The organism is Streptomyces sp. NPDC054770 (assembly GCF_053611985.1).
In genome coordinates this window covers 32183-44424 of the sequence record NZ_JBSHBL010000062.1, presented here as the reverse complement: position 1 = coordinate 44424, position 12242 = coordinate 32183, and the positions used below count along the sequence as shown (strand labels likewise).

General features: G+C 71.3%; 9 protein-coding genes. 4 read left to right on the top strand and 5 right to left on the bottom strand.

All coding sequences use genetic code 11. The features are described from left to right. Window positions 1–62: 62 nt before the first annotated feature. Window positions 63–863 (bottom strand): crotonase/enoyl-CoA hydratase family protein, encoded by an 801-nt coding sequence (locus ACWGKQ_RS38260; RefSeq protein ID WP_453296650.1) that lies wholly within the window; start codon window positions 861–863, stop codon window positions 63–65. A gap of 208 nt (window positions 864–1071) precedes the next feature. On the opposite strand from ACWGKQ_RS38260, the gene ACWGKQ_RS38255 reads away from it, so the two are divergent. Next, on the top strand, window positions 1072–2685 hold the full coding sequence (locus ACWGKQ_RS38255; protein WP_453296649.1) for an acyl-CoA synthetase: 1614 nt from the start codon (window positions 1072–1074) through the stop codon (window positions 2683–2685). A gap of 111 nt (window positions 2686–2796) precedes the next feature. After that, the gene (locus tag ACWGKQ_RS38250; protein WP_453296648.1) at window positions 2797–4575 is read left to right on the top strand and encodes a sulfatase; all 1779 of its coding nucleotides are present in this window, start codon (window positions 2797–2799) and stop codon (window positions 4573–4575) included. Here the strand turns inward: ACWGKQ_RS38250 and ACWGKQ_RS38245 are convergent. The 4 genes from ACWGKQ_RS38245 to ACWGKQ_RS38230 all read right to left on the bottom strand — a co-directional run bounded on the left by ACWGKQ_RS38245 (window position 4512) and on the right by ACWGKQ_RS38230 (window position 9324). Then, the gene (locus ACWGKQ_RS38245) at window positions 4512–5348 is read right to left on the bottom strand and encodes an alpha/beta fold hydrolase (RefSeq protein ID WP_453296647.1); all 837 of its coding nucleotides are present in this window, start codon (window positions 5346–5348) and stop codon (window positions 4512–4514) included. The genes ACWGKQ_RS38250 and ACWGKQ_RS38245 overlap by 64 nt on opposite strands. 62 nt (window positions 5349–5410) lie before the next feature. Beyond that, on the bottom strand, window positions 5411–6130 hold the full coding sequence (locus ACWGKQ_RS38240; RefSeq protein ID WP_453296646.1) for a class I SAM-dependent methyltransferase: 720 nt from the start codon (window positions 6128–6130) through the stop codon (window positions 5411–5413). Window positions 6131–6157: 27 nt separating this feature from the next. Further along, complete coding sequence (locus ACWGKQ_RS38235; RefSeq protein ID WP_453296645.1) at window positions 6158–7678, bottom strand: metallophosphoesterase; 1521 nt, start codon at window positions 7676–7678, stop codon at window positions 6158–6160. A gap of 143 nt (window positions 7679–7821) precedes the next feature. Beyond that, entirely contained in the window at window positions 7822–9324 is a 1503-nt protein-coding gene (locus ACWGKQ_RS38230) for an acyl-CoA synthetase (protein ID WP_453296644.1), read from the bottom strand. A 301-nt stretch (window positions 9325–9625) separates the two neighbouring features. Between ACWGKQ_RS38230 and ACWGKQ_RS38225 the strand changes: the two genes are divergently transcribed. After that, a complete protein-coding gene (locus ACWGKQ_RS38225; protein WP_453296643.1) occupies window positions 9626–11095 on the top strand; it encodes a cytochrome P450 in 1470 nt (489 codons plus the stop codon). Beyond that, on the top strand, window positions 11073–12086 hold the full coding sequence (locus tag ACWGKQ_RS38220) for a (-)-alpha-amorphene synthase (protein ID WP_453296642.1): 1014 nt from the start codon (window positions 11073–11075) through the stop codon (window positions 12084–12086). Before ACWGKQ_RS38225 ends, ACWGKQ_RS38220 begins: the two co-directional genes overlap by 23 nt. Window positions 12087–12242 lie beyond the last annotated feature (156 nt).

The window sequence follows — 12242 nt, the reverse complement described above, 5'->3', positions numbered from 1 at the left end:
GGGGCGCGGGGAACTGCGCGACCAGCCACACACGGCCCGCAGCGTCCGACGCACCCCGGGCATCACTCGCGCTTGTAGACGGCCGGCCGCTTCTCCGCGAAGGCGCGAGCGCCCTCCTTCGCATCAGCCGTGTCGAAGATCGGCCACCCCCGCTTCAGCTCCGCGGCCAGCCCGTCGGCCTCCGTCAGCTCCGCGGTCTCGTACACCGACGCCTTGACCGCCTCGACCGCCAACGGCCCGCACGCGTTGATCTGTTCGGCGATCTCCAGTGCCTTGTCGAGCGCACCCCCGTCGGGAACGACATGCCCGACCAGCCCGATGTCCGCGGCCTCACGCGCGCTGTACGGCCGTCCGGTGAGCAGCATCTCCAGGGCGTGCGTGCGCGGAATCTGCCGCTGCAGCCGCACCGTGGAACCGCCGATCGGGAAGAGTCCCCGCCGGACCTCGAAGAGACCGAACGTCGCGGACTCGCCCGCCACCCGGATGTCGGTGCCCTGGAGGATCTCGGTGCCGCCCGCGACGCAGTACCCCTCGACGGCCGCGATCACCGGTTTGCGCGGGCGATGATGGCGGAGCATCGCCTTCCAGTGCAGATCGGGGTCGGCCTTCAGCCGGTCACGCAGGTGCTCCCCCGCCATCTCCTGTCCGGCGAGCGCCTTGAGGTCCATCCCGGCGCAGAAGGCGCCCCCGGCCCCGGTGAGCACGATCGAGCGGACGTCGTCGTCCTCGTCGGCCTCGATCCAGCCGTCGTACAGGCCGACGAGCATGGAGATCGAGAGCGCGTTCTTCGCCTCGGGCCGGTTGAGCGTGAGCACGAGTGTGGCGCCCTCGCGCCGCACGGTGAGGTGTTCCGTCCCACCCATGGACCGTCTCCCCTCCGAAAGGGATCGTCTCCCCTCCACCAGAACGAGAACAGGTTGCAGTAGCCGGGGAGGCACTTCAAGGGTTTTCTGACAGACAGTCAGATTTCTTCGCGCGAACCCTTCACACTTGCCGCGCCCTTTGCTCTGATGACCGGCGAACGGACAGGTGCGCCTTTCTTCGTCACGGTTGCCGGGGTCAGGAGGAGCGGTGGAGTACAACCTTGCCGATCTGTTCGAGTCGGTCGTGGACGTGGCCCCGGACCGCGAGGCGCTCGTCTACCTCGACCACCCCGGCACGGGTGCGGAACGCCGGCTGACCTACGCGGAGCTGGACGCCGCCGCCAACCGCATCGGCCACCATCTGATCGACAGCGGCATCCGCCCGGGCGAGCATCTCGGTCTGCACCTCTACAACGGGGTCGAGTACCTCCAGACGGTGCTCGGCTGCCTGAAGGCCCGGGTCGTACCGGTCAATGTCAACTACCGGTACGTCGAAGAGGAGTTGGTGTACCTCTACCGGGACGCGGATCTGGTCGCACTGGTCTTCGACGCGGAGTTCGACGACCGGGTGGCGGGGGCGCTGCCCCGGGCGCCGAAGCTGCGGCACCTGGTGCGGGTGGGCGAGCCGGTGGACGCGGGACTCAAGGCCGTCCCCTTCGCGGAGGCCGAGGCCGCCGGGTCGCCCGAGCGGGGGTTCCCGGCGCGCTCGGCGGACGACCAGTTCATCATCTACACCGGCGGCACGACCGGGATGCCCAAGGGTGTGATGTGGCGTCAGGAGGATCTGTTCTTCGCCGGGTTGGGCGGTGGAGCGCCGACCGGCGAGCCGGTGAAGCGGCCGGAGGAGCTGGCCGAGCGGGTCGCGGCGGGCGGGACCGGCATCACCTTCTTCCCGACTCCCCCGCTGATGCACGGCACGTCCACCCTCACCACCTTCATCGGCTTCAACTTCGGGCAACGCGTCGTGATCCACCGCAAGTTCGTGCCCGAGGAGGTGCTGCGGACCATCGAGAAGGAGAAGGTCACCAGCATGTCCCTGGTCGGCGACGCGATGCTGCGCCCGCTGATCGACGCGCTCAACGGGCCGCTGAAGGGCATCGACTGCTCGGCCATGTTCAGCGTCTCCTCCTCCGGTGCGATCCTCTCCGAGACCGTGCGCCGGCAGTTCAGCGAGCTCGTCCCGAACACCATGCTGCTGAACAACTTCGGGTCCTCCGAGTCCGGCTTCAACGGCACCGCGACCGATGACTCCGGGGCCGGCAGCGGCTTCCGGGTGCGCGTCAACTCCCGTACCCAGGTGGTCGATCCGGCCACCCACGAGCCGGTGGCGGTGGGCGAGATCGGCCGGGTCGCGCAGAGCGGGCACGTGCCGCTCGGCTACTACAACGACCCGGTGAAAACCGCCGAGACGTTCTTCGAGAAGGACGGCCGGAGGTGGGTGCTCCTCGGCGACATGGCGACGGTCGCCGAGGACGGCGTCGTGACCGTGCTCGGCCGGGGCTCGCAGTGCATCAACACCGGGGGCGAGAAGGTGTACCCGGAGGAGGTCGAACAGGCGCTGAAATCGCACCCGGACGTGTACGACGCGCTCGTCGCCGGGGTGCCGGACACCACCTGGGGCAACCATGTGGCGGCCGTGGTGCAGCTGCGCCAGGGTGCCGAGCCGCCCTCCCTCACAGACATCCAGACCCACTGCCGTACCCGTCTGGCCGGATACAAGGTCCCCCGGCAGCTGGTGATCACGGAGGCGATCCAGCGGTCGCCGAGCGGCAAGGCGGACTACCGGTGGGCGCGGGAGGTGGCGGTGGCCGCCGACCGGTAGAACGCGTGGGTGTGCCACCGCCGCGGGGCGGTCCGGGGGCCGTACGCTGTGCGCACGATCCGATGTCGATCATGCACGCGGTGTCACGACGGCCGTACGGAAGGACCTCCGGTGTCGCACCCCACGCCCGCCCGGACGCCCAAGGCCGTGCCCGCACCGGCCGGTCCGGGTACGGACGGAGGCCGGCGGCGAAGGCATCCGCGCACCGCCCGGGCCGTCGCGGTGGCGACGACCGTCGCCTGCGCCGTCCTGCTCCTGGCCGCGCTGCTGCTGCCGAACCGGCTCGACCTGCTCACGCCGACGGCCTTCCTGCGCCTGCCCGCCGAGGGGCTCGTGCTCATGTCCGTGCTGCTGGTGCTGCCCGGGCGGGCGCGGCGCGTCACGGCGGTGCTGGCGGGCGCCGTGCTGGGCATGCTGACGCTGGTGAAGTGCCTGGACATGGGCTTCTACTCGGTGCTGCAACGGCCGTTCGACCTGGTGCTCGACTGGATCCTGCTGGACGACGCGGCGGACTACGTACGCGAGTCGTTCGGCCGGACCAGTGAGGTGCTCGCGATCGCCGGAGCCGTGCTCCTCGCCGCGACCGTGCCGGCCCTCACCGCCCTCGCCCTGGTGCGGCTCGCCGAGCGGATGGCGCGCCGGCGCCCGCCCGCGGGCCGTACCACGCTGGTGCTGGCCGTCGCCTGGGTCACCTGTGCCACCTTCGGCCTCGAGGCCGGCGGCGCGCCCGTCGCCTCGACGTTCGACGCGCAGTTGGTGGACGACCGGGTGCAGGCGGTCCGCGCGGGTCTGGCGGACGAGCGGGTCTTCGCGGCGGAGGCCGCCGTCGACGCCTTCGAGCGCACTCCGCCGGACCGGCTGCTGACGGGCCTGCGCGGCAAGGACGTGCTGTTCATGTTCGTGGAGAGCTACGGCCGTACCGCGATCGAGGACCCGGCGATGGCGGGGCCGGTCGGCGCGGTCCTCAAGGAGGGCGGCGCCTCGCTCAGGGCGGCCGGTTTCGAGGCGCGCAGCGGCTGGCTGCGGTCCCCGGTGCTCGGGGCGGGCAGCTGGATGTGCCATGCCACGCTGCTGTCCGGGCTGTGGATCAACAACCAGCAGCGCTACCGGCATCTGGTCTCCGGCGACCGGACGACCCTCAACCGGTACTTCCGCAGGACCGGCGCCTGGCGCACGGTCGGTGTCGTCCCGGGCGTCCGCCGCGCCTGGCCGGAGGCCCGGTTCTTCGGCCTCGACCGCTCCTACGACGCCACGCACCTCGGCTACCACGGCCCGTACTTCAGCTGGACCCCTGTCCCCGACCAGTTCACGTTGGAGGCCTTCGACCGTCTGGAGTACGGGAAGAAGAACCGGCGCCCGCTGATGGCGGAGATCGTCCTCGCCTCCAGCCACCAGCCCTGGGCACCCCTGCCCCGCATGATCGACTGGCGGGACCTCGGTGACGGCTCGGTCTTCGGGCCGATCCGGAAGGCGGGCAAGGACCCGGCGGAGGTCTGGAAGGACACCGCGAGCGTGCGCACCGAGTACCGGGCCTCGATCGAGTACTCGCTGCGCAGCCTGTTCGCGTTCATGGGCCGCTACGCCCACCGGAACACGGTCCTGGTCTTCCTCGGCGACCACCAGCCCCGCCCGGAGGTCGTCGCCGGCAGCCCACGCCGGGACGTCCCGGTCACGGTCGTCGCGCACGACCCGGCGGTCCTGGACCGGGTCGCCGGCTGGGGCTGGACACCGGGGCCGAAGCCCGCCCCGGACGCGCCGATCTGGGCGATGAACCAGTTCCGCGACCGCTTCCTGAAGGCCTTCGGACCGCGGGCCCCGGGTGCGGCTCAGGCGTCCAGGAAGGCGACGGTACGGCGGACGAACCACTCGGGGTCGTCCAGCCAGGGGTAGTGACCGGCCCCGGGCTGCACGACGACCTCGGCGGCCGGGAAGGCCTCGGCGGCCCGCCGGGCCAGGGCCGGGCCGGGGCTGCCGTCGAGCTCACCGGCGTACACCAGGACGGGGGCCGTGAGAGCACGCAGGGCGGTGCGGGTGGCGTCCGGGGTGAAGGCGCCCTCGGCGAAGTAGCGGTCGCCCGCGTCGAAGTTGGTCTGCTTCTCGGTGGCCGCGACATGGGCCCGGGCGGCGTCGTCCCAGCGGCCGTGGAAGAAGGGCATGAACACCTCGTCGAAGTCCCCGGAGCCGGTCAGCCATGCCTCCAGCGCGGGGAAGGCCTCCGCGAACCAGGGCTCCGCCGCCCGCAGCCGGGCCGCCGCCAGCCGCTCCTCGGGGGTGGCCCGCAGGCCGAGGGCCGAGGGGTTGCCGGTGATCAGCGCGAGCCGCCACACCCGGTCGGGATGCGCTGCCGCGTACAGGATCGCCAGGCTCGCACCCGCCGAGTGCGCCAGTACGTCCATGTGGTCGAGCCCCATGTGGGCGCGCAACATCTCCACGTCGTCGACCAGTCGGTCGCAGCGGTACGACGCCGGGTCGGCGGGCACCGCGGAGTCGCCGGTCCCCCGCAGGTCGAGCAGGATCAGCCGGCGGTGGCCGGCCAGGCCGCCGAGGTCCCCGAGATAGCCGGAGGCCCGCATGGGGCCGCCCGGGAGCACGACGAGCGGTTCGCCCTCGCCGCTGACGTGGTAGGCGAGCCGGGTACCGTCGGCTGCGGTGAAGGAGGGCATGGCGCTGATCCTCGGGGACGGCGGCGCACTGTCGCAACGGATTTCGGCGGACGGCCCCGATGTCAGGTGCGCGGGGCCGGCTTGCTCACCCGGAAGGCGAACTGCCCGCAGAACGTGAGCTTGCGGAGGTTCACCAGGGCCGTGTTGCGCTTGCTCTTGCGGGCCCAGACGTCGATCTCCGTGTTGAGCGGCGACTCCGTCTGCCAGAAACGGCCGTACTCCTTCTTCCGTGCGCCGTGGTAGGTGCGCATGATCAGCGTGACGCCGTCCAGCGAGGGCCGGATCTCCTCCAGGGCGAGCCCGGCCTCCTCGACCAGCACCCGGAATCCGTAGGGCGTGTAGTTCCAGAGGCTGAAGGAGTGGTAGGGCTCGAACTGGGAGGTGCTGCCGATGAAGAGCCCGCCCGGCCGCAGCACCCTGCTCACCTCCGCGAGCAGTTCCCTGGGGCGGGCCACGTGTTCGAAGACCTGATGCGAGTAGACGAGCGGCACGGCGTCGGAGCGGAACGGCAGGTTGACGCCGTCGAAGTACACCACGCTGTCACCGCCGGGCGTGCGCTGGGCGGCCTCCGGCGAATCGCGGATGTCGACACCCACCCAGCGGACGCCGGAGTCGTGCTTGCGGAAGAGCTCGGCCGACGTGCCCCGCCCGCAGCCGAGGTCGACCACCCGGTCCGGAGCCCGCGGCGAGCGCATGGCTTCGTCGAGGTAGTAGCGGGAGGTGACCTGACGTGCGTGGTCGTCAGGGATGCAGTCCTGCATGAGTTCCCACAGGGTCGACATGTCCCCACGCTACGGAGGTGTCCCTTCTCAGGCCACATCCGGGCGGGCGTTCGGGACCGCCGTCATCCCATGGGGCGAATACGGCTGGGCGGACGGCGGCACCAGCCGGCCGATGCCGGACAGGTCGCGGGCGACCACACTGTTGCGGTCGGCGACCGTTCGGCCGAGCGCGTGGTACGGCCACAGTCCCCCGGCCTGCCTGCGGCTGCGGTCGTTCCACTCCAGGGCCTCGGCGGTGCGCGCCCGGAAGAAGTTGAGCGCGTAGCCGCCGCTGTGGATCCGCAGCAGGAAGAACCCGCCGGGGTACTCCTTGGCGGCACCGACCTCCTGGAGCGTCACCTGCGGGGCGAGAGGCACATGGGTGCGCTTGTTGCGGTGGGTGTGGCCCACATGGTGGAGGAACACACCCGGGGCGGCGGCGTAGGCCCGGAGGATCTCGCGGGCCTGGCGGCGGCCGAGGCGCTGCGCCGGGCTCACCGGGAAGAGCGACTCCCGCACGGTCAGCGGATGGTGGCCGAAGACCACGGTGGGCTGTTCCCGGTGGGCCCGCAGCCGGCGCCGGAACCAGGACAGCTGCTCGGCACCGAGGCCGCCCGCGTCGGCGCCGTTGCCGCGCTTGTCGTAGGTGTCGAGGCCGATGATCCGCAGTCCGCCCACGTCGTGCTCGAACCAGCCGGGCCGGTCGGATCCGCCGAACACGCGGTGGAAGGCGTCGTCCCCGTCCGCGCCGCGGTCGTGGTTGCCCCGGACGGCGAAGTAGTCCCGCCGGTGGGTGCCGAACCCGTCCAGGATCCGTCGGGCCGTCGCCAGGTCGCGCGGTCCGCCGCCGGCGGAGATGTCACCGGCGGCCAGCAGCAACTGGGCTCCGCGGCGGCGGGCCTCGGCCACCACGGCCCGGCTCATGAGCTCCGGGTAGGGGGCGAGTCCCGCCCGCTGCGCCACTCCGCGCAGCACGGGGACCCCGGCGACCAGACCGGCGACGCTCTCGCCGATGTGCAGGTCGTTGCAGAGGGCGAGAGAGAGCAGGTGGCGGCCGGGCGGGGGCTGCGGAGTGGTGAAGGAGTAGGGACCGCCGGGCGTGTCGAAGCCGTGGCGGGAGGTGCCGGCCGCGTTGCCGCGCACCAGGTGCAGCGCGGTGGGGGTGGCGGCCAGGCCCCGGGAGCGGGCCTGGTAGTAGTACGTCTGGCCCGGCTCCAGGCCGGTGAGTTCGACGTGGTGGTGCGCGGTGGGGCCGTCCTCCCCGGCGGTGTGGTTGAGGCGGGCCGGGTGGGTGCCGTAGACCACCTCGCCCTCGGTGACGGCGGGCAGCGGCCGGCCGGTGCCGTCGTCGCTGCCGGGCAGGGCGGTGTGCCAGGTGATGACGGCGCGGTCCTCGGTGAGGGTGACCAGTTCCAGGTGGACGGCGATGAGCGAACGGGGGTGACGGGGGCGGGGGACGGTGGCGGACCGGAGCAGGGCGGGTGCGAGGAGGAAGGCGGAGCGCAGCGTCTCGCAGGGACCGGGGATGCCCGCGAGTGCGCCGAGGGGGACGGGGAGGCAGCAGCTCATGTCTGTTGGGTGCACGCCGGCGGTGAACGGCGGACGTGGTGTCGGAAGCCGCACATGGTATGGAACCAGACTTCTTGGGTTCTGGGCGGGCGTTGTGCCGACACTCACGTCCCGGGGCATCGCGGGAGCCGCCTCCCGGGACCTCACGTGGCGGGGCCGAACCGCTCCCGCAGTTCCCGCTTCAGGATCTTCCCGCTGGCGTTGCGGGGCAGCGCGTCCACGAACAGGATCCGCTTGGGCGCCTTGAAGGCGGGCAGTTTCTCCTTCACATGGGCGATCAGCCCGGCCTCGTCGATCTCGCCGCGCGGTACGACGACGGCCGTGACCGCCTCGATCCACCGCGCGTCGGGCAGGCCGATCACGGCGGCCTCGGCGACCGCCTCGTGGCTGTAGAGGGCGTCCTCGACCTGTCGTGAAGCCACCAGCACGCCACCGGAGTTGATGACGTCCTTCACCCGGTCGACGATCGTGTAGTAGCCGTCGGCGTCGCGCACCGCGAGGTCGCCGGAGTGGAACCAGCCGTCCCGGAAGGCCTCTTCGGTCTCCTCGGGCTTGTCCCAGTAGCCCTCGCACAGCTGCGGTGACCGGTAGACGATCTCACCGGGTGTGCCGTCGGGCACGTCCTCGCCGTCCTCGCCGACCACGCGTGCCTCCACGAACAGGACGGTGCGGCCACAGGAGTCGAGCCGTCCCTTGTGCTCCTCGGGGGCGAGCACGGTGGCGAGCGGTCCGATCTCGCTCTGCCCGAAGCAGTTGAACAGGGCGAGTTTCGGCAGCCGTTCGCGCAGCCGCTCCAGGACGGGCACCGGCATGATCGAGGCGCCGTAGTAGGCCTTGCGCAGTCCGCCGAGGTCGCGGGTGGCGAAGTCGGGGCGGTTGGAGAGTCCGATCCACACGGTGGGCGGCGCGAACAGGCTGTCCACGTCCCCGGCCTCGACCAGGTCGAAGAGGGTGTCGCCGGCCGGCCCGTCGAGGATGATGTTGGTGGCGCCCACCGCCAGGTAGGGCAGCAGGAACACGTGCATCTGGGCGGAGTGGTAGAGCGGCAGCGCGTGCGCGGGCCGGTCCCCGGCGCTCAGGTCGAGGGCGGCGATCGCGCTCAGGTACTCGTGCACCAGCGCCCGGTGGGTCATCATCGCGCCCTTGGGCAGCGCCGTGGTCCCGGAGGTGTAGAGCAGTTGCACCAGGTCCTCGGTGCGTGGTTCGGGCCCGTCGTACGGCGCCGCGTCCGCGAGCAGGGCGAGGAGCGAGCCGTCGGCGTCCCGCAGCGGCAGCGCCCGTACGCCGTCCGGGAGCCGGTCGGCGAGATCCGGGTCGGCCAGCACCAGTGAGCTGCCCGACTGGCCGACGATGTAGGCGAGGTCGTCGCCGGTGAGGTTCTGGTTGACCGGGACGTGGACCAGGCCGGCGCGGGCGCAGGCGAGGAAGGCGATCAGGTAGGCGTCGGAGTTGTGTCCGTAGGTGCCGACCCGGTCACCTCGGTCGAGGCCCTGGCCGAGCAGTACGCGCGCCGCGCGTGAGACGGCGTCGTCGAGTTCCTCGTACGTCCACCGCCGGTCGCCGTACCGCACCGCCACCCGTGCGGGAGTGCGCCGGGCACTGCGCCGCAGCACCCCGTCCACCGTGCTGCCCTGTCCCTGCGTCATGGCTCATGATCCTCGGCCTGTCGCCGGGGCAGGTCAAGCGAGCGCGAAGGCGGACCTCGAAAGCCCAGGGGGCCGGACGGGGCGGGAGGTCACTGGGGGGACAGATGCAATCACAATCGATGCGCCATGCATCAAGAGACGTACGTCCCCTGTGCTTTTTGCTTCAGCGTGCCCCCGTGCGCCCCTTTGGAGAAAGGTTTCCGGAAACCCGGACACGGTTGAACTGGGCAGGACTTGTCTCGGGTGTCAGACCCGAAGCAGGTTCGCTCATTTCACGTGTCGCACTGGGCAGGAGGCTTCCATGAACGGTGCTGTGCCTGAACAAAAACGAACGTGGACGACAGGTACTGCTCCCGGCATATTCCCACTCCTCGGTCACGGTATCGCCTTATACCGTCGACCGCTGGCGTTTCTGAATTCTTTGCCCGCGTACGGGGATCTGGTCGAGATACGACTGGGCCCCCAGCGCGCCTGGATGGTGTGCCACCCGGAGCTGGCCCACGAGGTGCTCACGGACCCGCACACCTTCGACAAAGGGGGCCCGCTCTACGACCGGCTGGGCAAGCTGATGGGCGACGGACTGGTCACCTGCCGTCAGTCCGCGCACCGGGACAAACGCAGGCTGCTGCAGCCCGCTTTCCGCCCGTCCCACGCCGCCGCGTACACGGAACTCGTCGCCGAGGAGGCCGAGTCGGTGTGCGAGGGGTGGCAGGCGGGCCGTACGGTTCCCGTCACCGAGGCGATGACGACCCTCACGACCCGCGTGATCAGCCGGGTCCTGCTCTCCGACTCGCTGGACGACACGACGTCCGCGCAGGTGCGGGACGCTCTCGCCGACGTCGTCCGGGGCCTCTTCGTCCGCACGGTCGTACCGATCGACGCCCTGTTCCGGCTCCCGGCCCCCGCCAACCGCCGCTACCGGCGCGCGCTGGCCCGCCTGCACGCCGTCATCGACGCGGCGATCGCGGAACGCCGCCGCAGCGCCGCCCGGGACGACGTCCTGGGAACGCTGCTGGCGGCCACCCGCGACGACGGCACGACGGCGGGCCTCACCGACCAGGAGATCCACGACCACCTGATCACCCTGCTGCTCACCGGCGCCGAGACCTCGGCCCTGACCCTGGCCGCGGCGTTCAGCCTGCTGGCCCGCCATCCGGAGGCCGAACAGCGCCTGCACGCCGAACTGGACACCGTCCTCCCGGGCGGCCGCCGGCCCGGCCCCGGCGATCTGCCGGACCTCGTCCAGACCCGGTGCGTCGTCTCCGAGACGCTGCGCCACTCCTCCCCCGGCTGGCTCTTCACCCGCGTCGCCACCCGGGAGACCGAACTCGCCGGATGCCGGCTGCCGGCGGGAGCCACCGTGCTCTACAGCCCCTACCTCCTGCACCACGACCCGGCGTCGTTCCCCGACCCCGAGCGCTTCGACCCCGACCGCTGGCTGCCGGGGCGGCCCACCGCCGAACAGCGCCGCGCGATGATGCCGTTCGCCGCGGGCAACCGCAAATGCCTCGGCGACGAGTTCGCCATGGTGGAGGTCACGGTGGCGCTCGCGACCATCGCCGGACGCGTGCGGCTGCGCCATCTGCCCGGGTACGTCCCACGGGCACCGCGTCCCGCGATCACGCTGGGGCCGCGGTCGCTGGTGATGGCCTGTGGGGCCAGGCCGCGCACGCCCTCGGGCGAGTCGCGCCCGTTCCGCCGGCCGACCACGGCCCCACCTCGCTCTCCGGAGCCCCGAACGGCAGGTGATGACGTTGTCGACAACGCATGAGGAAATCGCCCTCGACCTACCGGACGGAACTCCGGTCGCCAACCTCAGGGACCTGATCGACGCCCACCTCCGCGTGCCCTTCCCGTTCCTGCGCAACCCCCATGAAGCCGAAGCCGCGGCCGGCGTCGACACATGGCTGCGCGTGTGGGGGCTGACGGACCAACCGGGCGTGGCGAAGATGATCACCCGAACCCGGCCGGCCGAGCTCGCGTCCTACATCAGTGCCGGCGTGGATTCCGGTCTCCTCCAGATCATGGCCAACCAGATCGCCTACCAGTTCATCTTCGACGACCGCGCGGAGGACATCGGTCAGCGCTCGCCTGGTCTGCTGCTGCCGATGCTGTTCGAGAGCATCGCGATCCTCCGGGACGACCGGCCACCCGGCACTCCCCTCGGCGCGGCCCTGGCCGACCTCTACCGGCAGGTGCAGGAGCGGTGCACTCCCGGGCAGGCCGCCCGCTGGGCCTGGAAGAGCCGCGAATACGTACACGGCCTGTTGTACGAAGCAGTGGCCCAGGCCCAGCCCTACCTTCTGCGGGCCGGGGACTGCACCTCCATCCGGTCCCTCATCGCGGGAGTCGAGCCGTTCTACCCGCTGTGCGAGGCCGGCCATCCGGACGAGTTGTCCCCCGCCGAACTCCACCACCCCGTCGTACAGCGACTGGGCCGGCTGTCGGCCGACGCGGCGGTGTGGATACCCGACCTGTTCTCCGCGGTGAAAGAACAGCGGGCCGGCGGGATGATCAACCTGGCCCTGGCCCACCAGCGCGAGAACCGGTGCTCTCTCCAGGCCGCCGTGGTCCTCGCCATCCGGCAGATCAACGGCACCATCGAGGAGTTCCAGGAGCTCTGCGCCAAGGTCGAGCCGGAGCTGAGCGCCGCGGGGGTCAACTACCTGGAGGGTATGACCGGCTGGATCCGCGGGTGTTACCACTGGTCCCGGACCGTACCCCGGTACGCGGATGTGGTGACGGTGCCCGCCGTGCCGTAGGAGTACCCGACGTGGTCCGGCGAATGCGCCTCTCCGAGACGGCGATCAGGGCCTCTTACCCAGAGGGAGGACATTATCCCTTCTCCAGTTCATGATTCACCCGATAGTACTCAGTCCGACCTGCCCGAACCGCGACAAGGCGTACGCTCGGCTCTC